Genomic DNA, 19,895 nt, shown 5'->3' on the forward strand with positions numbered 1-19,895 from the left:
TAAGCGTAAGTGAGTTGAAACACGCGGTGGCAGTCACGGCAGCGAAATCTGTCATAGCCTTTAGGGTTCTGACCATGGCGGTAAACCTGAACAGACTGACAACGGGGACAATGAACGTTAACGCTGGCCATAAGAGAACCTCAAAAGCCCGCATTATACATCAGATTCAACCAATTAGAGGCATCACCAAAAAAGTCAGCTGTGTGCTGCTGGTACCGCAGTATCATAATCACACCAATAGCCTGATGGCGCAGCTGAATGAGATGTTTGGTCAGCAGCTGAGTATCCGCGCTATTGTCACCTCATGGCAGGAATTTACCTCACTACCGCAGCCCGATTTTCTGATATCGACGCTGCAAATTCCCAAAAGCATGGTGGAGTGGGTGTTAATCAATCCGTTTCTCACCGACCGCGATGTGTCCGCCTTGCAGTACAAAATTGAGCGGGTAAAGCAAAAGAAAAAGCGCGTCCGTTTACAGGAAAACCTGCAAAAAATCTCTGATGAGACGCTGTTCTTTCATAACCCTGCGTTCAGCAATGAAAACGAAGCCATCGAGTTTATGGCCCAGGCACTTAATCGTCAGGGCTACGTTGACGACCATTTCATTCAGGACGTCTTTCAGCGTGAACACAGCTACCCGACCACCTTTGGCAGTATTGCAGTGCCCCATTCAATGAAAATGGATGCGATCAAAACCGGACTCTGTGTGGCGATCAGTGAAAAGCCATTTCCCTGGGGAGACAATATGGTCAATATGGCGCTGATATTTTCGATTAATAAAGCCGAAAGAGCCATTTTTTACGACATTTTTGACAATATTATCGTGTTGTTACTGGAGCCGGCTAATCTTAAGAAAGCGCTTGAATGTCGTTCATGGAAAGAACTGATTGTCACTATTACCAGTAGCTTTTAGCCCCGCAACTGCGCAGGCGTGCTGCCGGTGACGTTAAGCGGCTATTTGTGTTACCGTTTTGCTGATGACAATTTTCATGAGGAAGGGGCTATGTCAGCGCTGGAAAGACTGCTTAACATAATGAAAACGCTGCGCGACCCACAACATGGCTGTCCATGGGATCGTCAGCAGACCTTTACGTCCATTGCGCCTTATACCCTCGAAGAGACTTACGAAGTGCTGGATGCGATTGCGCGTTCAGACTATGACGCGCTCTGTGATGAGCTGGGCGATCTGCTGTATCAGGTCGTGTTTTATGCCCGGATGGCAGAAGAAGAAGGGCGTTTTAACTTTGACGATATCTGCCAGCGCATCAGTAACAAACTGGAACGCCGTCATCCGCATATTTTTGCGGAGAGCCACGCCGCAAATGCCAGTCAGGTTATGCACAACTGGGAGCAGATCAAAGCCAGTGAACGGGCAGAAAAAGCTCAGCATTCAGCGCTGGATGATATCCCGCAGGCATTGCCGGCTCTGATGCGTGCGCAGAAAATTCAGCAGCGTTGCAGTCACGTCGGCTTTGACTGGAAAACGCTGGGGCCGGTACTGGACAAAGTGTATGAAGAGATTGACGAAGTGATGTTTGAAGCGAAACAGGCGCTGGTTGATCGTCAGAAACTGGAAGAAGAGATGGGGGATATGCTGTTTGCCAGCGTTAATCTTTCCCGTCATCTGGGAATCAAAGCTGAGGTGGCGCTGCAAAACGCCAGCAAAAAGTTTGAAGCGCGCTTTCGTCAGGTGGAAACCCTGATTGCGGCCGAGGGAAAAACCCTGCCTGATGCCAGCCTTGAAGAGATGGAAGCCGCCTGGCAACAGGTGAAAAAGGCAGAAAAACGTGCACAAAGCTGATACGATTCAGCTTGAGATCTGACGCAAATCAATTCTTCCGGCGCCCGCTTGTTCTACGCTTAAGGGAACAAACTGGCATCAGGCGCTGTGGCAGAGAAGGATGCATTGTGACGGTTGGCGGATTCGGGTATACTGTTTTCCCGTCCTGGTTATTCCACCGTCTTTAAACCTAAACGTTCAGGTTCAGCATGACAACGAATTATATTTTTGTGACCGGCGGGGTCGTTTCCTCTCTGGGTAAAGGCATTGCCGCAGCCTCCCTCGCCGCGATTCTGGAAGCGCGTGGTCTCAACGTGACCATTATGAAACTGGACCCTTACATCAATGTCGATCCCGGCACGATGAGTCCGACCCAGCATGGTGAAGTCTTCGTCACTGACGATGGTGCGGAAACAGATCTGGATCTTGGCCACTATGAGCGTTTTATTCGTACCAGAATGAGTCGCCGTAATAATTTTACTACCGGACGTATCTATTCTGATGTGTTACGCAAAGAGCGTCGTGGTGACTATCTTGGCGCAACCATTCAGGTAATCCCGCATATCACTAATGCAATTAAAGAGCGCATTATTGAAGGGGGAGAGGGCCACGATGTGGTGCTGGTGGAAATTGGCGGTACTGTGGGTGATATTGAATCCCTGCCGTTTCTGGAAGCAATCCGTCAGATGGCCGTGGACGTCGGGCGTGAACATACCCTTTATATGCATCTGACGCTGGTGCCTTATATGGCTGCCGCGGGAGAAGTAAAAACCAAGCCGACGCAGCATTCGGTTAAAGAACTGCTGTCAATCGGTATTCAGCCTGATGTCCTGATTTGCCGTTCCGATCGCTCAGTGCCGGCCAACGAACGGGCGAAAATTGCGCTTTTCTGTAACGTGCCGGAAAAAGCCGTCATCTCGCTGAAAGATGTTGACTCTATATATAAGATTCCTGGCCTGTTGAAATCGCAGGGGCTGGACGACTATATTTGTAAACGGTTTGGACTCAAGGTGCCCGAAGCCAACCTGGCTGAATGGGAACAGGTGATTTATGAAGAAGCCAACCCGGGTGGCGAAGTCACTATCGGGATGGTGGGGAAATATGTTGAGTTGCCGGATGCTTACAAATCGGTTATCGAAGCGCTTAAGCATGGTGGTCTGAAAAACCGCACTACGGTTAACATTAAGCTGATTGATTCGCAGGATGTTGAAACCCGTGGTGATGAGGTGTTAAAAGGCCTCGATGCCATTCTGGTACCGGGTGGTTTTGGTTATCGCGGCGTTGAAGGGATGGTGATGACCGCCCGCTATGCACGTGAAAACCACGTCCCGTATCTGGGTATATGCCTCGGGATGCAGGTGGCGCTGATTGAATACGCTCGTCATTGTGCCGGTATGGAACAGGCTAACTCCACCGAATTTGTACCGGACTGCAAATATCCGGTAGTGGCGCTGATTACCGAATGGCGTGACGAAAACGGTAATCTGGAAGTGCGTAGCGAGCAGAGCGATCTGGGTGGGACGATGCGACTGGGAAGCCAGCAGTGCCAGCTCAGCGATGACAGTACCGTGCGTCAGCTGTACGGTGAAGACGTCATTACTGAACGCCATCGCCACCGCTATGAAGTCAATAACCTGTTGCTGAAGCCGATTCAGGCCGCAGGCTTACGTATTGCCGGCCGTTCCGGAGACGATCAGCTGGTGGAAATTATCGAAAATCCGGATCACCCGTGGTTTGTCGCCTGCCAGTTCCATCCGGAATTTACCTCGACACCTCGTGATGGCCATCCGCTTTTTGCCGGTTTTGTGAAGGCGGCAGGTGACTATCAGAAGCGTCAGGTAAAGTAAGTCAGATTTCATCAACGCGCGAATTTTCGCGCGTTGTTTGTCTTAAAGCTGGTTTCCCGTGAAAGGCCGCATTGTTGCGGGAAATAGCAGGGTTTTGCTTAACTTGTACTGAGGAAAAACTAATGTCCAAAATCGTAAAAGTCATCGGTCGCGAAATTATCGACTCCCGTGGTAATCCGACAGTTGAAGCTGAAGTGCATCTGGAAGGCGGGTTTGTCGGTCTGGCCGCCGCGCCATCAGGCGCATCAACCGGTTCGCGCGAAGCACTGGAACTGCGTGACGGTGACAAATCTCGTTTCCTGGGCAAAGGCGTAACGAAAGCCGTTGCAGCGGTTAATGGTCCGATTGCAGAAGCAGTGACCGGCAAAGATGCGAAAGATCAGGCCAGCATCGATAAAATCATGATCGATCTGGACGCAACCGAAAACAAATCGAAATTTGGTGCCAATGCTATCCTCGCCGTATCACTGGCGGCAGCAAAAGCGGCTGCAGCATCTAAAGGCATGCCGTTGTATGAGCACATTGCTGAGCTGAACGGCACACCGGGTAAATTCTCAATGCCACTGCCGATGATGAATATTATCAACGGTGGTGAACATGCCGATAACAACGTCGATATCCAGGAATTCATGATCCAACCGGTCGGCGCAAAAAGCGTAAAAGAAGCCATCCGTATGGGGTCAGAAGTGTTCCATCACCTGGCGAAAGTGCTGAAAGCTAAAGGCATGAACACGGCGGTGGGTGATGAAGGTGGCTATGCCCCGAACCTGGGTTCTAACGCTGAAGCGCTGGCGGTTATTGCTGAAGCGGTGAAAGCAGCCGGCTATGAGCTGGGTAAAGATATTACTCTGGCAATGGACTGTGCGGCCTCTGAGTTTTATAAAGATGGCAAATATGTGCTGGCCGGGGAAGGTAATAAAGCCTTCACTTCTGAAGAGTTCACCCACTTTTTGGAAGATCTGACCAAACAGTATCCGATCGTTTCTATTGAAGACGGTCTGGATGAGTCAGACTGGAACGGTTTTGCCTACCAGACCAAAGTGCTGGGCGATAAAATTCAGTTGGTGGGTGACGACCTGTTCGTGACTAACACTAAAATTCTTAAAGAAGGCATTGAGAAAGGCATTGCTAACTCAATCCTGATTAAGTTCAACCAGATCGGTTCACTGACTGAAACACTGGCGGCAATTAAAATGGCCAAAGATGCTGGCTACACCGCAGTGATTTCACACCGTTCAGGTGAAACTGAAGATGCGACTATCGCAGATCTGGCCGTGGGTACCGCTGCAGGTCAGATCAAAACCGGTTCGATGAGTCGTTCAGATCGCGTTGCAAAATACAACCAGCTGATCCGTATTGAAGAAGCGCTGGGTAGCAAAGCGCCGTTCAACGGGCTGAAAGAAGTAAAAGGTCAGGCATAAGCCTGGTTGCGCCGCGCGGTATAACGCGCGGCGCAGCGTTACGCGTGAACCCTTCGGGTTGCGCCTGAAAAAATAGAATCCGTAACGCAGTATTGGGTTACGGATTTTTTTGCCGTGCTCAAATGAAATCATTTCGTTGTGGTTCCGGCTTTGTGACATATCTGACATAATTTGCCCCCTGAATAATTTGCCTGAGAGCAGCATGTACTACCCGATAAATGAAATGTTCCAGACGTTGCAAGGTGAAGGTTATTACACTGGGGTACCCGCCATTTTTATTCGCCTGCAGGGTTGTCCGGTCGGCTGCAGCTGGTGTGATACTAAACACACCTGGGATAAGCTGGCTGAGCGGGAAACTTCACTGCAGCAGATTATTACTAAAACCGCAGAGAGTGATGCCTGGGGCAACGCCGATGAAAGCACCTTGTTACAGGTGATTGCTGACAAAGGCTGGACCGCACGTCATGTGGTGATCACCGGTGGCGAACCCTGCATTCATGATTTACGCGCGCTGACTCAGGCACTTGAGCAGGCTGGATTTAGCTGCCAGATTGAAACCAGCGGCACCCATGAGGTGAAGTGCAGCGCCCGGTGCTGGGTAACCGTTTCGCCGAAAGTGAATATGCGTGGGGGCTATGATGTCATCAGCCAGGCACTGATCCGGGCCGACGAGATTAAACATCCGGTTGCCCGTCAGCGAGATATTGCTGCCCTTGATCTGCTGTTATTAACGCTGAAGGATGATAAAGCGCGGGTGGTGGCGTTACAGCCTGTCAGTCAGAAAGCGGACGCCACGGCTCTGTGTATCTCCACCTGTATTGCCCGTAACTGGCGGCTATCGATGCAGACCCATAAATATCTTAACATTGCCTGATTGCCGCAAACGCCGGGCTGGCCGGCGTCCGGGCAGATAAGTATCACTGGCCGTTTGCGCCTGCGGTGGCGATTTTGGTTTTGTAGGCCTCAAAGGCTTGTTTGATTTCTGCTCTCGCTGCATCAGCCGGCTTATAGCCATTCAGCTCCACCTTTTTACGGCCATCTGGCAGCTGTTTATAGACGCGAAAGAAGGCTTCCAGTCGCTGCTGCTCAATGCCAGGAAGATCACTGACCTGGTGGATATCATCATAGGTTGAATCAATTTTGCTGGCCGGTACCGCGACAATTTTGTCATCCACTTCACCGCCATCGATCATCTTTAGCACTCCAATCGGCCGCAGCTTAATCAGTGTGCCCGGTGCCATTGGGGCGCGGGTATAAAAGATGACGTCAAGGGGATCGCCGTCGCCACCCAGTGATTGCGTTAGTGAGCCATAATTTGCCGGATAAGCCACCGGCATGGCCTGAAAGCGGTCCGCTACGATAAAGCCGGTTTTACTGTCGGTTTCGTATTTAATCATCCCGCCGGCCGGAATTTCAGTAACGGCGTAAAATTCGTCGGGTACGTTGTCCGGCTGGGGAAAGTCGAGAATATTGAGCATGGTAGCCTGGCATGCGGCGCTGGTAAACAGAACGACTAACGCGATTTTTTTCAGCATATTCATTATGATTCTCACGATCTTTAATGAAGGAGCCGTCAGGGTAGTCAGGTTTTATTACCGTCAAATGACAGGTCAGCCACGGGCTGGCCGGACAGCGCCGGTGGGGCCGTGGCAAAAAAGGTCAGCAGGGCGGGAAAGTCCTGGCGACAATGCTGTTGCTGGCAGAGCAGCATCACCGGTTGTCCGTCAGCGACCGACTTACTCACCGCGCCAGACGCAGCCGGCGGTACAGGTTTCTTTGACCATCACGGCGCTTAGCTGTGGCAATCCGGGCTTTACCTGTTGCCAAATCCACTGTGCCAGTACTTCGCTGGTGGGGTTTTCCAGTCCAGGAATGTCGTTAAGATAAAAGTGATCAAGCTGATCATAGATTGGCTTAAAGGCGGTTTTCAGTTCGGCGTAATCCATCAGCCAGCCGGTGTAAGGGTCGACTTCGCCAGTGACTTCAAGTCTGACCATAAAAGAGTGTCCGTGCAGGCGACCGCACTTGTGGCCTTCCGGCACGTGGGGCAGACGATGTGCCGCCTCAAACTGAAAGTCTTTGAATAGGGTAATGCTCATAACCTTAAATCTCTGAAAACAAAAACGCCGGAGTCTACCTGATAATTATTTTTTTCGCAGCCAAATGCGCTGACTTTTTCGTCTCTGGTATGGACGAACTGTCGGCCGGAACGCTAGCTATTTGTATTTAAATGAATTAGTTAATCTGATTTAGCACTAACCCTTATCTGAAAAATTGTTTAGTTATTTTGGTTATTTATTATTTCCAACCTTTCTTTAGGGCTTATTATAGCTGCCGTTACCCTACTGTTTAATATACGTATAGATTATGGAAAACGCCGTATGACGTCTCAATCCCCTTCGGACCCGATCCTACCGCTTAATCCTGAGCAAATGGCCAGGTTGCAGGCAGCTACCAGCGATCTCAGTGCCACTCAGCTGGCCTGGATATCTGGTTATTTCTGGGGACGGGTAAATCAGGCGCCGGGCACCAGTGTGACCGCCGTTGAGTCGTCGCTGTCTGTGACGGCGCAACGCCCGGTGATTACGCTGCTTTCTGCCTCGCAGACTGGCAATGCCCGTCGGCTGGCAGAACAACTGCGTGACGATTTACAGGCCGCCAGTCTCGATGTCAATCTGGTGAATGCTGGTGACTATAAGTTCAAGCAGATTGCGCAGGAGAAGTGGCTGGTTATCGTCACTTCGACGCAGGGCGAAGGAGAACCACCGGAAGAGGCGGTGGCGTTGCATAAGTTTCTGATGTCAAAAAAAGCGCCGAAGCTGAATGACACCGCCTTTGCGGTGTTTGGCCTGGGTGATACGTCTTACCAGTTTTTTAGCAAAGCCGGTAAAGATTTTGACCAGCGTCTGGCAGAGCTGGGGGGACAGCGCCTGACTGAGCGCGTTGATGCCGACGTTGAGTATGCACAACAAGCCGCCGACTGGCGTAAGCAGATGGTTGACATTCTGCGTACGCGTTTGCCGCAAAACAGCCCGGTGACAGCGGCAGCCGCCGCCGTCGGGAGCGTTAATCAGCTGGACAGTACCCCCTATAGCAAAGAAGCCCCGCTGGTGGCCAGTCTGGCGGTCAATCAGAAAATTACCGGTCGTCATTCAGATAAAGACGTTCGTCATATTGAGATTGATCTGGGTGATTCCGGTTTGCGTTATCAGCCGGGTGACGCGCTTGGGGTCTGGTATGAAAACGACCCGGCGTTGGTAGAAGAGTTACTGGCATTGCTGTGGCTCAAAGGCGACGAACCGGTTGAGCTGGCCGGCACGACGCTGAGTCTTCGTGACGCGCTGCAAAAGCATTTTGAACTGACGGTCAACACGCCGCAGATAGTGGCGCAATACGCCACGCTTTCCCGCAATGCCGCACTGCTTGAACGGGTAGCAGACAAGGCCAGCCTGCAACAGTATGCCCAGCGTATGCCGATTGTTGACATGGTGCGTGAAGCGCCAACGGAACTCAATGCCGGGCAGCTGACCGCCTTGCTACGTCCGCTGACGCCCCGCCTGTACTCGATTGCATCTTCACAGGCAGAGTGTGAAAGTGAGGTACATATTACGGTAGGTGCGGTACGTTATGAAATTGCGGGGCGTGCCAGAGCCGGCGGCGCTTCCAGTTTCCTCGCTGACCGCGTTGCAGAAGAGGGTGAAGTGCGGATTTTCATTGAACACAATGACAATTTCCGTTTACCGGCGAATCCCGACACTCCGGTGATTATGATTGGGCCAGGAACCGGCATTGCGCCCTTTCGCGCATTTATGCAACAGCGTGATAATGAAGGTGCCAGCGGTAAAAACTGGCTGTTTTTTGGCAATCCGCACTTTACTGAGGATTTTCTTTATCAGGTCGAATGGCAGCGCTATGTGAAAGATGGCTTACTGACCCGCATCGATCTGGCCTGGTCACGCGATCAGGCGCATAAAGTCTATGTCCAGGATTTGATTCGTAAAAATGGTGCTGAACTCTGGCGCTGGATAGAACAGGGAGCGCACATTTATGTCTGTGGTGATGCTAACCGCATGGCGAAAGATGTGGAGCAGGCCCTGCTGGACGTCGTGGCCGCTGAAGGGAACATGGATAGCGACACGGCCGATGAGTTTTTAAGTGAGCTACGCATTGAACGCCGTTATCAGCGTGACGTGTATTGAGAGATGAATACGATGAGTGAAAAACATCCAGGCCCTCTGGTGGTTGAAGGTAAACTGGTCGACGCCGAACGCCTGAAAAAAGAGAGCAACTATCTGCGCGGCACCATTTCCGACGATCTGAACGATGGTCTGACCGGGGGATTTAACGGCGACAATTTCCTGCTGATTCGTTTTCACGGTATGTACCAGCAAGACGATCGCGATATTCGTGCTGAACGGGCTGAGCAGAAACTGGAGCCGCGTCATGCCATGATGTTGCGCTGCCGGCTGCCTGGCGGGATCATCACCCCCGATCAGTGGCTGGCCATCGATAAGTTTGCCAGTGACAACACGCTGTATGGCAGTATTCGCCTCACTAACCGCCAGACCTTTCAGTTTCATGGCATTCTGAAAAAAAATGTTAAGCCGGCGCACCAGATGCTGCATGAAGTGGGTCTGGACGCCCTGGCAACCGCCAATGATGTCAACCGTAATGTTCTGTGTACTTCGAATCCGGTTGAGTCTGCGCTTCATCAGGAAGCGTATGAGTGGGCGAAAAAACTTTCGGAACATTTATTGCCCCGTACGCGCGCGTATGCCGAAATCTGGTGGGATCAGGAGAAAGTCGCCACCACCGATGAAGAACCGATTCTGGGTGAAACTTATTTGCCGCGTAAGTTTAAAACCACCGTGGTTGTCCCGCCGCATAACGATGTCGATTTACATGCAAATGATATGAATTTTATCGCCATTGCAGAAAATGGCCGGCTGGTGGGATTTAACCTGTTACTGGGGGGCGGTTTGTCGATTGATCATGGCAACAAAGCCACCTATGCACGCACTGCCAGTGAAATTGGTTATCTGCCGCTGGAGAAGACGCAGGATGTTGCGGCTGCGGTGGTGAGTACGCAGCGTGACTGGGGTAACCGCACCGATCGTAAAAATGCGAAAACCAAATACACCCTTGAAAGGGTCGGTGTTGAAACCTTCAAGGCCGAGGTGGAAAATCGGGCGGGTCTGACCTTTGAACCTATCCGCCCTTATGCGTTTACCAGCCGTGGCGATCGCTTTGGCTGGGTGAAAGGCATTGATAAAAAATGGCATCTGACGCTGTTTATTGAAAATGGCCGGCTGCTGGATTATCCCGACCGTCCGTTAAAATCCGGTATTGCCGAAATTGCCCGGGTTCATCAGGGGGATTTTCGTCTTACGGCCAATCAGAACCTGATTGTGGCCGGCGTGCCGGCGGCGGAGAAAGATAAAATTGAAGCAATTGCGCGAAAACATGCCCTGCTGGACAGCGTAACGCCTCAGCGTGAAAATTCAATGGCCTGCGTGGCATTCCCCACCTGTCCACTGGCTATGGCCGAGGCGGAACGCTTTCTGCCCGCATTTGTCTCGCGGGTGGAAGCTCTGATGCACCGGCACAATCTGGCGGATGAGCACATTGTCTTGCGGGTGACCGGTTGTCCGAATGGTTGTGGTCGTGCGCTGCTGGCAGAAATTGGCCTGGTGGGTAAAGCCCCTGGCCGCTATAACCTGCACATTGGTGGCAACCGGATTGGCACCCGCATCCCGCGGATGTATCGGGAAAATATCGACGCCGAAGAGATTCTGACGATTATTGATGAACTGGTGGGCCGCTGGGCAAAAGAGCGCCAGGATGAGGAAGGTTTTGGCGATTTTACTATTCGCGCCGGCATTATCAGGGCGGTGGAAGATCCGGCACGCGACTTCTGGGAATAATGGAGGGTTGAGATGTCTGTACTCGATCTCGCACAGTTAAATGCATTACCAAAAGTTGAGCGCGTGATGGCGCTGGCGCAGATCAATAACGATCTGGAAAGTATGACAGCGGAAGCCCGTATCGCCTGGGCGCTGGCGCATTTGCCGGGGGCGTTTGTGCTTTCTTCCAGCTTTGGTATCCAGGCCGCCGTCAGCCTGCATCTGGTGACCCGACTGAAACCCGATATTCCGGTGATACTTATCGATACCGGCTATCTGTTCGCCGAAACTTACCAGTTTATTGATGCCCTGACGGAAAAGCTCAATCTGAACCTGCAGATATTCCGGGCGCCGCAATCACCGGCCTGGCAGGAAGCCCGCTACGGTAAGCTGTGGGAACAGGGTGCTGAAGGCATAGAGCGCTACAACCAAATCAATAAGGTTGAACCGATGAACCGGGCGCTGGAAACCTTACAGGTGAGTAGCTGGTTTGCCGGACTACGTCGTGACCAGTCCGACAGCCGGGCCAATTTGCCGGTTCTGGCGGTGAAACACGGCAGATTTAAGGTGTTACCGATCATCGACTGGGATAACCGGCAGGTGTATCAGTACCTTAAACAGCATGGTCTCAGTTATCACCCGCTGTGGGATCAGGGTTATGTTTCGGTGGGCGATACTCACACCACTCGCAAGCTTGAACCGGGGATGAGAGAAGAAGAGACGCGTTTTTTTGGTCTTAAGCGCGAATGCGGACTACACGAATAGCCTGACGCCGATGGGGATCGTTGCTATGCGCATCGGGAGGTGACGCCTGAGGAAGATGCGCGTTAGCTGTCGGTCCGGTTATCAGGGCGTTTGCCTCCCCGGCTTAACTGACGGCTGACAATGGCCACCATCGCGCCATCATCATTACGGGGAAGTGGCTGGAAAATCGGTGGTTAAAACGGATAAGCCAGCGTCACCCTGGGTGATAAAGTCATTGTTTTTGCTTTGTAATGCAGAAATTGATCTGAACATAATTGCCGCGTTATTCCATCTGGTACCTTCTCATTCCTATTCGTAATTTCAAAAGCATAAAGCTTGTGACCTATAGTCGCATTAACTTTATGTGTTTCTGACGGGAACATTGTGGATTATTTACCCCTGTTTGCAGACTTACGGCAAAAACCGGTCCTGGTGGTGGGTGGCGGTGAGGTTGCCGCGCGTAAGATAGAACTGTTACGTCGTGCCGGCGCCCGGGTGCGGGTAGTGGCACAGCATCTCACAGAGGAACTGGCTGAACTGGCACAACAGCAGGCGATAGTCTGGCTGGATCGCCAGTTTGAAATCGCCCAGCTCAATGAAGTGGTGCTGGTGATTGCCGCAACCGATGACAACGCCCTGAATAGTCAGGTCAGTGCCAGCGCAACCGCCCGTCATCTGCTGGTTAATGTGGTCGATGACCAGGCAAAATGCAGCTTCATTTTTCCTTCGATCATTGACCGTTCTCCGCTGATGGTGGCGATTTCTTCAGCCGGCTGTGCGCCGGTATTAGCGCGTTTATTACGCGAGAAGCTGGAAGCGCTGTTACCGGCAAGCCTTGGTCAGATGGCTACGCTGGCCGGCGAGTGGCGCGATAAGGTCAAACAACGCTTTACGGTAATCTCTGAGCGCCGCCGTTACTGGGAGCGAGCGTTTAACGGTTTATTTGCCAGTCAGGTGGCTACGGGAAATCTGGCCGCCGCGCGACAAACGCTGGACGCGCAGCTGGAGGAAGAGGGCACGCCACAGGGTGAAATTGTGCTGGTAGGGGCCGGGCCGGGCGATGCCGGTCTGCTTACCCTGCGGGCGTTGCAGGTTATGCAACAGGCTGATGTGGTGCTGTATGATCATCTGGTCAGTGACGGGGTACTTGATCTGGTGCGGCGCGATGCCGAGCGCATTTGTGTAGGCAAACGTGCCGGTGCGCACGATGTGATTCAGCAGGAAATCAATCAACTGCTGATAACGCTGGCGCGTCAGGGGAAACGCGTGGTGCGGCTGAAGGGGGGCGACCCGTTTATTTTTGGCCGCGGCGGTGAAGAACTGCAGGCAGCGGTACAGGCCGGTATCCCTTTTCAGGTTGTTCCCGGCGTCACGGCAGCGGCGGGTGCAACCGCCTATGCTGGCATTCCGCTGACGCATCGTGATTATGCACAAAGCGTTCTTTTTATTACCGGTCATGGCCGTGACGATCACGATGCCGTTGACTGGCCTTCGCTTGCGCGTTCACGTCAGACGCTGGCCATTTACATGGGAACCTTTAAGGCTGCAGATATCAGCGCGCAGCTGATTGCCCATGGACGTCAGGCCAGGACGCCGGTTGCGGTGATCAGCCGTGGCACCCGCCCGGACCAGCAGGTACTGACCGGTACCCTTGGCGAACTGGCTCAACTGGCACAGAGCGTGCCAACGCCAGCACTGCTGGTGATTGGTGAAGTGGTCAATCTGCATGCGCAGCTGGCCTGGTTTCAACATTCAGCACCACCGGCCGCGCCCGATGCGCCGGTGGTTACTTTGGCTTAAGGAACAGTTATGGATCAAAAACGGCTCACTCACCTGCGGCAACTTGAAGCGGAAAGTATCCATATCCTCCGTGAAGTGGCGGCAGAATTTAGCAATCCGGTGATGATGTACTCTATTGGTAAAGATTCATCGGTCATGCTTCACCTGGCGCGCAAAGCTTTTTATCCGGGAACGTTGCCGTTTCCGTTGCTGCATGTTGATACCGGCTGGAAATTCCGCGAAATGTACGCTTTTCGCGATCGTATGGTTAAGCAGCTGGGCGCCGAGCTTATTGTCCACCGCAATCCGGAAGGGGTGGCGATGGGAATCAATCCGTTCGTCCACGGCAGTGCCAAGCATACCGACATAATGAAAACCGAAGGGCTGAAGCAGGCACTGAATAAGTATGGGTTTGATGCGGCATTTGGCGGAGCCCGTCGCGACGAAGAAAAATCACGCGCCAAAGAACGTATCTACTCTTTTCGCGATCGTTTTCATCGCTGGGACCCGAAAAATCAGCGGCCTGAGCTATGGCACAACTACAACGGCCAGATTAATAAAGGGGAAAGTATCCGGGTTTTTCCCCTCTCTAACTGGACGGAACTGGATATCTGGCAATATATATTCCTGGAAAATATTGAAATCGTTCCGCTTTATCTGGCGGCTGAACGGCCGGTGCTGGAGCGCGATGGCATGCTGATGGTGGTGGATGACGATCGTATTAATTTGCAACCGGGTGAGATGATCAAAAAGCGGATGGTGCGCTTTCGTACCCTGGGCTGCTGGCCACTCACCGGCGCCGTGGAGTCACAGGCGTCGACCCTTGCGGAAATTATTGAAGAGATGTTGATATCCACCACCAGCGAACGTCAGGGGCGGGTAATAGACCGTGATCAGGCCGGCTCTATGGAGCTGAAGAAACGCCAGGGCTATTTCTGAGGAATCACCAATGAATACGGTAATTGCACAACAGATCGCGGAACAGGGTGGCGTAGAAGCCTGGCTGCATGCACAGCAACATAAAAGCTTGCTGCGTTTTTTAACCTGCGGCAGCGTTGATGACGGTAAAAGTACGCTAATCGGACGTTTGCTGCATGACACCCGGCAGATTTATGAAGATCAGCTTTCTTCACTGCATAACGACAGTAAACGCCATGGTACCCAGGGTGAACGGCTGGATCTGGCGCTGCTGGTGGATGGCTTACAAGCGGAACGTGAACAGGGAATCACCATTGACGTTGCTTACCGCTACTTCTCCACCGAAAAGCGTAAGTTTATCATCGCCGACACCCCCGGCCATGAGCAGTATACCCGTAACATGGCGACAGGTGCGTCAACCTGCGAACTGGCGATTTTACTGATTGATGCCCGCAAAGGCGAGCTGGATCAGACCCGTCGTCATAGCTTTATCACTACTCTGCTGGGGATTAAGCATTTGCTGGTGGCAGTGAATAAAATGGATCTTGTTGATTATAATCAGGCTCGTTTTGAGCAAATCAAACAAGATTATCTCGATTTTGCCGCTCAGCTGCCGGGGGATATTGATATCCGCTTTGTGCCGATTTCTGCGCTTGAAGGCGAAAATGTTGCCAGTGTGAGCCAGTCTATGCCGTGGTACAGCGGCCCGACGCTACTTGATGTACTGGAAACCGTCGAGGTCAACCGACGAGTCGATCATCAGCCAATGCGTTTTCCGGTGCAGTACGTTAGCCGGCCAAACCTGGATTTTCGCGGCTATGCCGGCACCCTGGCCTCCGGGCAGGTTACGGTAGGTCAGCGTGTTAAGGTACTGCCGTCCGGCATTGAATCATCCATTGCCCGCATTGTCACTTTTGATGGCGATCTGGACCAGGCTCAGGCGGGTGAAGCGATAACGCTGGTGCTGGACGATGAGATTGATATCAGCCGTGGTGACCTGCTGGTGGACGCCGGGGCGACCCTGAAGCCAGTGCAGGGGGCGTCAGTTGACGTGGTCTGGATGGCAGAACAGGCGCTGGTGCCGGGACAGCGTTATGACGTTAAAATTGCCGGCAAAAAAACCCGTGCCCGGGTGGAAAATATTCAGTATCAGGTCGAGATTAATAGTCTGACCCAGCGAAGCGTGGAACAGCTGCCGCTGAATGGTATTGGTCTGATTGAGGTGACGTTTGATGAGCCACTGGCACTGGATAGCTACCAGCAAAATCCGGTATGCGGCGGAATGATTTTTATCGACCGTCTGAGTAACGTCACGGTGGGGGCGGGGATGATCCGTGAACCCCAGGACACGGCTGGTCAGCACGATACCAAATACGAGGATTTTGAGCTGGAACTCAATGCGCTGGTGCGGCGTTATTTCCCCCACTGGGGCGCCCGCGATCTGCTCGGTGGTAAATAATGGCCGCGCATGACGAGAATGTTATCTGGCACGCCCACCCGGTGGGGCGTGCTGATCGCGAAACAAAGCATGGTCATAAAGGGGTGGTGTTGTGGTTTACGGGTCTGTCCGGGTCGGGTAAATCGACGCTGGCAGGCGCTCTGGAACAGGCGTTATTCCGTCTGGGGGTCAGTACCTATCTGCTGGATGGGGATAACGTACGTCACGGTTTGTGTCGCGACCTGGGGTTTAGCGAGAGTGAGCGTAAAGAAAACATCCGTCGGGTGGGGGAAGTGGCTAAGCTGATGGTGGATGCCGGGCTGGTTGTATTAACGGCCTTTATCTCCCCGCACCGTGCTGAACGGCAAATGGTGCGCAGTATGCTGGGGGACGATCGTTTTATTGAAATTTATGTTGATACCCCTCTGGCGACTTGTGAACGCCGCGATCCCAAGGGGTTATATAAAAAAGCCCGGGCCGGCGAACTGAAAAACTTTACGGGGATTGACAGCGAATACGAAGCACCAACCCAGCCAGCAATTCATCTTGATGGTGAACAATTGGTAACAATATTAACCGCACAATTATTAGATCTGTTACGTAAGCACGATATTATCAAATCCTGAGATAGCGCGGATAAACGCCCTGGAGCGGACTGAAACAAGCGTCAACAGGATATTTATGCAAAACGTTACCCCTATGCTGACCCACAAAAATGCAGGTGACCAGGACGAGCCGTCCTGGTCCTTTCCTGGCGGCGCCATTGGTTTCGCGTCGTACTGGTTTGCGCTGGCGCTGCCGTTCCTGCTGTATGGGGCTAACGTGCTGTTCTTTTTTCTGTATACCTGGCCTTTTTTTCTGGCTTTGCTGCCGGTTTCAGTGCTGATTGGCATGGTTATCAGTTTCCTGTTGCGTGGAAAAATATTCTGGATGGCGGTGATCACCGCCATCTCAGTTATCTGTCTGTTCTGGATGTTGTTTACTTTTCTTACCGGCTGGTAGCCGGTTCTCCCGGTTCTCCCGGTGTGTACGCTGTGGCTAATGCCGTCTGCCACACGAAAACAGCTCCTGTCCCTGGCGTGATTGTTCTGAAAAGTGAAAGCAACCGGCAAAATTACCGCCATTTTTGCTGGCAGTGTGGAGTCTGACAGCAAGTTGTGGGATGATTGGGCCGTTTTTCAGGGGATGGGCATGGGAAAACTGACACTTTTACTGCTGGTTTTGCTTGGTTGGCTGCAATATTCGCTCTGGCTTGGCAAAAACGGTATTCATGATTATTCGCGCGTTAAAGATGATGTTGCACAGCAGCAGGCGAGTAATGCCCAGCTGAAAACACGCAACGATCGTTTATTCGCGGAAATTGACGATCTTAATGGCGGTTCAGAGGCCATTGAAGAGCGTGCGCGCGATGAGCTGGGGATGATTAAACCGGGTGAAACCTTTTATCGCCTGGTACCGGATCAGAACCGACGCGCGGCCCGTTCCGGTTCAGTTAACCCGCAACCCTGAACGCCATGAACAGTGCGGATAACTCCCCGGATATTATTGCCGTTGTGCCGGCGGCCGGAATTGGCAGCCGTATGCACTGCTCCTCGCCAAAACAGTACTTGTCTATCGGACAGCAAACTATCATTGAACATACGCTGGCACCTTTGCTGGCGCACGCGCGTATTGGGCGCGTTATCGTCGCGCTAAGCCCCGATGACCTGCATTTTTCTACGCTGCCGGTGAGTCAGCATCCACGTATTATGACGGTAACCGGTGGTCAGCAGCGTGCCGATTCGGTGCTGGCTGGTCTGCAGGCGGCCAGCGGCGCACGCTGGGCACTGGTTCATGATGCAGCGCGTCCCTGTCTACATCCCGACGATCTGGCACGTTTACTGGCAATTACTGCCAGCAGTAACGTAGGCGGGATCCTTGCCGCGCCGGTACGCGATACCATGAAACGCGCGGAATCCGGCCGGCAAGCCATTGCCCACACGGTTGAACGTGAGGCGTTATGGCACGCTCTGACTCCGCAGCTATTCCCGCTGGCACTGCTGCGTCAGTGTCTGCAGCGCGCGTTACGCGAAGGGGCAACGATCACCGATGAAGCCTCGGCGCTGGAATATTGTGGCTATCATCCCGAACTGATTGCCGGGCGTAGCGATAATATTAAGGTGACCCGCCCGGAAGATCTGGCGCTGGCGTCTTTTTTTCTTAGTCAATTACATACTCAGGAGAACGCATAATGCGCATCGGTCACGGTTTTGATGTCCACGCTTTTGGTGGAGAAGGTCCGCTGGTGATTGGCGGTGTGCGTATTCCCTATGAACATGGTCTGCTGGCCCACTCTGATGGTGACGTTGCACTGCATGCGCTAACCGACGCACTGCTTGGCGCGGCGGCATTGGGTGATATTGGCAAGTTGTTTCCGGACACCGATGTCGCCTATAAAGGGGCTGATAGCCGCGAGTTATTACGTCAGGCCTGGCATAAGATTCAGCAGAAAGGCTGGCAGGTTGGTAACGTTGACGTCACGATTATTGCTCAGGCACCCAAAATGTTGCCACATATTGCCCAGATGCGTATTCACATTGCCGAAGATCTGGCTATTCATATGGACGCGGTGAACGTCAAGGCGACCACCACCGAAAAACTCGGTTTTACCGGACGGGGTGAAGGCATAGCCTGTGAGGCGGTGGCGTTGTTACTCAGGGCGCAGCAATAATGGAATCATTGCACTGGTTGCATGGTCAGCCTACGGCAAGCGGCGTGATCAAGGCAACACCGGACGATTTTGTTGTTAGCGAAGACCTGGGATACCAGCCGGACGGTGAAGGAGAACACCTGCTGGTACATATCCGTAAACGCGGTTGTAATACCCGTTTTGTCGCCGATGCGCTGGCAAAGTTTGCCAGTGTCCATGGGCGTGACGTCAGCTTTGCCGGTATGAAGGACCGGCAGGCGGTTACCGAGCAATGGTTTTGTCTGCGTATACCCGGTAAACACACCCCTGACCTGCGTGCGTTTAACCTTGCTGGCTGTGAGGTGCTGGCGTCTGCCCGTCATCAGCGTAAAGTGCGTACCGGCGGTCTGAAAGGAAATGCCTTTCGTCTGGTACTGCGGCAAATTTCCCACCGTCAGTCGGTTGATGATCGACTGCAGCGGGTGGCGACGGAAGGGGCACCGAATTATTTTGGCTCACAGCGTTTTGGTGTGGGGGGAAACAATCTGCTGCAGGCGTCACGCTGGGCTGCCGGTGAAATCACCGTGCGTGAACGCAGTAAACGTAGCTTTTATTTGTCGGCAGCACGTAGTGCGTTATTTAATCAGGTGGTCAGTGCCAGACTGGCTCAGCACCATAACCTGACAACGGTGATGCCCGGTGATGCGCTACAGCTCAGTGGTCGCGGCAGCTGGTTCGTTGCCGATGACCACGGGCTGGCGATGTTACAGCAGCGTGTTGTTGCCGGTGAGCTACGCCTGACTGCGCCCCTGGCGGGAGCGGGTGATTGGGGCAGCCAGCAGCAGGCGCTGGCGTTTGAACAGCATGCCCTGCAAGATCGGGCTTTGTTATTGCAACTGCTGGAAAAAGAACGGGTTGATGCGGCACGGCGCGCCATGCTGATGGTGCCGCAGGCGCTGCGCTGGAACTGGTTGGATGATGCTACCGTTGAATTGCAATTCTGGCTCGCGGCCGGCAGTTTTGCCACCAGCCTGCTGCGCGAAATTGTTCTTTCAGCAGATGATGCGGGTATTGATGAATAACTGCGCGCCGGGTGCCCTTGCGCCGCGCAGTTTTAGCCCTGTGATGTCAGAGAGTCATGCTGACCGCGCCAATGCGGACTGTCAGGGACAAGCCATTTTTCTTTCTGCGCGACGCTGATTTGCATCTGCTGCACTTTGCCGGATGTTTCTCTGTGCGGTTGTGCAGATTGCGGGTGGCATACGCTGACTCGCAGAGTTTTGTCTGGCAGCCGGCGGCGACGTTTTGTCACTACAATTACGCTATTCACCAGGCTAGAATAATGCGACCCAACCAGTATTCACTGCCTCTATTTTCGTCGGCAAGGTTGCACGGG

General features: G+C 52.9%; 21 protein-coding genes. 17 read left to right on the plus strand and 4 right to left on the minus strand.

Annotated elements, in window-relative coordinates; translation table 11 throughout:
* Nucleotides 1–131 (minus strand): IS1 family transposase (locus BL249_RS18790; protein ID WP_342633895.1); only part of this gene is annotated, 131 nt, incomplete at its 3' end.
* A gap of 429 nt (nt 132–560) precedes the next feature.
* Between BL249_RS18790 and BL249_RS19255 the strand changes: the two genes are divergently transcribed.
* The 5 genes from BL249_RS19255 to queE all read left to right on the plus strand — a co-directional run bounded on the left by BL249_RS19255 (nt 561) and on the right by queE (nt 5,923).
* Nucleotides 561–914 carry a PTS sugar transporter subunit IIA gene (locus tag BL249_RS19255; protein WP_241898890.1) on the plus strand — a complete coding sequence of 118 codons (354 nt, stop codon included), beginning with the start codon at nt 561–563 and terminating at the stop codon, nt 912–914.
* Nucleotides 915–1,004: 90 nt separating this feature from the next.
* Entirely contained in the window at nt 1,005–1,802 is a 798-nt protein-coding gene (mazG, locus tag BL249_RS13660) for a nucleoside triphosphate pyrophosphohydrolase (protein WP_099705664.1), read from the plus strand.
* Nucleotides 1,803–1,990: 188 nt separating this feature from the next.
* Nucleotides 1,991–3,628 carry a glutamine hydrolyzing CTP synthase gene (pyrG, locus tag BL249_RS13665; protein WP_099705620.1) on the plus strand — a complete coding sequence of 546 codons (1,638 nt, stop codon included), beginning with the start codon at nt 1,991–1,993 and terminating at the stop codon, nt 3,626–3,628.
* A 122-nt stretch (nt 3,629–3,750) separates the two neighbouring features.
* Nucleotides 3,751–5,049, plus strand: a complete 1,299-nt coding sequence (gene eno / locus BL249_RS13670; RefSeq protein WP_099705621.1) for a phosphopyruvate hydratase — start codon at nt 3,751–3,753, stop codon at nt 5,047–5,049.
* A gap of 202 nt (nt 5,050–5,251) precedes the next feature.
* Nucleotides 5,252–5,923 (plus strand): 7-carboxy-7-deazaguanine synthase QueE, encoded by a 672-nt coding sequence (queE, locus tag BL249_RS13675; RefSeq protein ID WP_099705622.1) that lies wholly within the window; start codon nt 5,252–5,254, stop codon nt 5,921–5,923.
* Nucleotides 5,924–5,966: 43 nt separating this feature from the next.
* On the opposite strand, the gene BL249_RS13680 is transcribed toward queE, so the two are convergent.
* The 3 genes from BL249_RS13680 to queD are packed head-to-tail and all read right to left on the minus strand — an operon-like array spanning nt 5,967 to nt 7,148.
* Nucleotides 5,967–6,590, minus strand: a complete 624-nt coding sequence (locus BL249_RS13680; RefSeq protein WP_099705623.1) for an inorganic diphosphatase — start codon at nt 6,588–6,590, stop codon at nt 5,967–5,969.
* Between the two features lie 41 nt (nt 6,591–6,631).
* Nucleotides 6,632–6,793, minus strand: coding sequence for a hypothetical protein (locus BL249_RS19015; protein WP_158233093.1), 162 nt, complete (start codon nt 6,791–6,793; stop codon nt 6,632–6,634).
* A complete protein-coding gene (gene queD, locus BL249_RS13685) occupies nt 6,786–7,148 on the minus strand; it encodes a 6-carboxytetrahydropterin synthase QueD (RefSeq protein ID WP_099705624.1) in 363 nt (120 codons plus the stop codon). The genes BL249_RS19015 and queD overlap by 8 nt, the downstream gene beginning before the upstream one ends.
* 282 nt (nt 7,149–7,430) lie before the next feature.
* Here queD and cysJ point away from each other — a divergent pair, with 282 nt between their 5' ends.
* From cysJ to truD, 12 genes are all read left to right on the plus strand, one after another.
* Nucleotides 7,431–9,248 (plus strand): NADPH-dependent assimilatory sulfite reductase flavoprotein subunit, encoded by a 1,818-nt coding sequence (gene cysJ / locus BL249_RS13690; protein WP_099705625.1) that lies wholly within the window; start codon nt 7,431–7,433, stop codon nt 9,246–9,248.
* A gap of 12 nt (nt 9,249–9,260) precedes the next feature.
* The gene (gene cysI, locus BL249_RS13695; protein WP_099705626.1) at nt 9,261–10,973 is read left to right on the plus strand and encodes an assimilatory sulfite reductase (NADPH) hemoprotein subunit; all 1,713 of its coding nucleotides are present in this window, start codon (nt 9,261–9,263) and stop codon (nt 10,971–10,973) included.
* Between the two features lie 12 nt (nt 10,974–10,985).
* Nucleotides 10,986–11,717 carry a phosphoadenosine phosphosulfate reductase gene (gene cysH, locus BL249_RS13700; protein ID WP_099705627.1) on the plus strand — a complete coding sequence of 244 codons (732 nt, stop codon included), beginning with the start codon at nt 10,986–10,988 and terminating at the stop codon, nt 11,715–11,717.
* A 363-nt stretch (nt 11,718–12,080) separates the two neighbouring features.
* Entirely contained in the window at nt 12,081–13,496 is a 1,416-nt protein-coding gene (gene cysG, locus BL249_RS13705) for a siroheme synthase CysG (protein WP_099705628.1), read from the plus strand.
* Nucleotides 13,497–13,505: 9 nt separating this feature from the next.
* Nucleotides 13,506–14,414: a sulfate adenylyltransferase subunit CysD gene (gene cysD, locus BL249_RS13710; protein WP_099705629.1), complete on the plus strand. Its 909-nt coding sequence runs from the start codon at nt 13,506–13,508 to the stop codon at nt 14,412–14,414.
* 10 nt (nt 14,415–14,424) lie between these two features.
* Nucleotides 14,425–15,852, plus strand: coding sequence for a sulfate adenylyltransferase subunit CysN (cysN, locus tag BL249_RS13715; protein WP_099705630.1), 1,428 nt, complete (start codon nt 14,425–14,427; stop codon nt 15,850–15,852).
* Nucleotides 15,852–16,457, plus strand: coding sequence for an adenylyl-sulfate kinase (gene cysC, locus BL249_RS13720; RefSeq protein ID WP_099705631.1), 606 nt, complete (start codon nt 15,852–15,854; stop codon nt 16,455–16,457). Before cysN ends, cysC begins: the two co-directional genes overlap by 1 nt.
* Nucleotides 16,458–16,512: 55 nt before the next feature.
* Complete coding sequence (locus BL249_RS13725) at nt 16,513–16,833, plus strand: DUF3561 family protein (RefSeq protein ID WP_099705632.1); 321 nt, start codon at nt 16,513–16,515, stop codon at nt 16,831–16,833.
* A 189-nt stretch (nt 16,834–17,022) separates the two neighbouring features.
* On the plus strand, nt 17,023–17,340 hold the full coding sequence (ftsB, locus tag BL249_RS13730) for a cell division protein FtsB (RefSeq protein WP_099705665.1): 318 nt from the start codon (nt 17,023–17,025) through the stop codon (nt 17,338–17,340).
* A gap of 5 nt (nt 17,341–17,345) precedes the next feature.
* Nucleotides 17,346–18,062 (plus strand): 2-C-methyl-D-erythritol 4-phosphate cytidylyltransferase, encoded by a 717-nt coding sequence (gene ispD / locus BL249_RS13735; protein WP_099705633.1) that lies wholly within the window; start codon nt 17,346–17,348, stop codon nt 18,060–18,062.
* Nucleotides 18,062–18,541, plus strand: a complete 480-nt coding sequence (gene ispF / locus BL249_RS13740) for a 2-C-methyl-D-erythritol 2,4-cyclodiphosphate synthase (RefSeq protein ID WP_099705634.1) — start codon at nt 18,062–18,064, stop codon at nt 18,539–18,541. The genes ispD and ispF overlap by 1 nt, the downstream gene beginning before the upstream one ends.
* Nucleotides 18,541–19,581, plus strand: a complete 1,041-nt coding sequence (gene truD, locus BL249_RS13745; protein ID WP_099705635.1) for a tRNA pseudouridine(13) synthase TruD — start codon at nt 18,541–18,543, stop codon at nt 19,579–19,581. The genes ispF and truD overlap by 1 nt, the downstream gene beginning before the upstream one ends.
* Nucleotides 19,582–19,895 lie beyond the last annotated feature (314 nt).

This window comes from Erwinia sp. OLFS4 (assembly GCF_002752165.1).
Lineage (GTDB): Bacteria > Pseudomonadota > Gammaproteobacteria > Enterobacterales > Enterobacteriaceae > Izhakiella.

What these genes read in the sequence shown, in the direction of transcription:
- BL249_RS19255 (WP_241898890.1), top strand. Translation starts at nt 561, where the DNA reads ATGGCCCAGGCACTTAATCGTCAGGGCTACGTTGACGACCATTTCATT.
- mazG (WP_099705664.1), top strand. Translation starts at nt 1,005, where the DNA reads ATGTCAGCGCTGGAAAGACTGCTTAACATAATGAAAACGCTGCGCGAC.
- pyrG (WP_099705620.1), top strand. Translation starts at nt 1,991, where the DNA reads ATGACAACGAATTATATTTTTGTGACCGGCGGGGTCGTTTCCTCTCTG.
- eno (WP_099705621.1), top strand. Translation starts at nt 3,751, where the DNA reads ATGTCCAAAATCGTAAAAGTCATCGGTCGCGAAATTATCGACTCCCGT.
- queE (WP_099705622.1), top strand. Translation starts at nt 5,252, where the DNA reads ATGTACTACCCGATAAATGAAATGTTCCAGACGTTGCAAGGTGAAGGT.
- BL249_RS13680 (WP_099705623.1), bottom strand. Translation starts at nt 6,590, where the DNA reads ATGAATATGCTGAAAAAAATCGCGTTAGTCGTTCTGTTTACCAGCGCC.
- queD (WP_099705624.1), bottom strand. Translation starts at nt 7,148, where the DNA reads ATGAGCATTACCCTATTCAAAGACTTTCAGTTTGAGGCGGCACATCGT.
- cysJ (WP_099705625.1), top strand. Translation starts at nt 7,431, where the DNA reads ATGACGTCTCAATCCCCTTCGGACCCGATCCTACCGCTTAATCCTGAG.
- cysI (WP_099705626.1), top strand. Translation starts at nt 9,261, where the DNA reads ATGAGTGAAAAACATCCAGGCCCTCTGGTGGTTGAAGGTAAACTGGTC.
- cysH (WP_099705627.1), top strand. Translation starts at nt 10,986, where the DNA reads ATGTCTGTACTCGATCTCGCACAGTTAAATGCATTACCAAAAGTTGAG.
- cysD (WP_099705629.1), top strand. Translation starts at nt 13,506, where the DNA reads ATGGATCAAAAACGGCTCACTCACCTGCGGCAACTTGAAGCGGAAAGT.
- cysN (WP_099705630.1), top strand. Translation starts at nt 14,425, where the DNA reads ATGAATACGGTAATTGCACAACAGATCGCGGAACAGGGTGGCGTAGAA.
- cysC (WP_099705631.1), top strand. Translation starts at nt 15,852, where the DNA reads ATGGCCGCGCATGACGAGAATGTTATCTGGCACGCCCACCCGGTGGGG.
- BL249_RS13725 (WP_099705632.1), top strand. Translation starts at nt 16,513, where the DNA reads ATGCAAAACGTTACCCCTATGCTGACCCACAAAAATGCAGGTGACCAG.
- ftsB (WP_099705665.1), top strand. Translation starts at nt 17,023, where the DNA reads ATGGGAAAACTGACACTTTTACTGCTGGTTTTGCTTGGTTGGCTGCAA.
- ispD (WP_099705633.1), top strand. Translation starts at nt 17,346, where the DNA reads ATGAACAGTGCGGATAACTCCCCGGATATTATTGCCGTTGTGCCGGCG.
- ispF (WP_099705634.1), top strand. Translation starts at nt 18,062, where the DNA reads ATGCGCATCGGTCACGGTTTTGATGTCCACGCTTTTGGTGGAGAAGGT.
- truD (WP_099705635.1), top strand. Translation starts at nt 18,541, where the DNA reads ATGGAATCATTGCACTGGTTGCATGGTCAGCCTACGGCAAGCGGCGTG.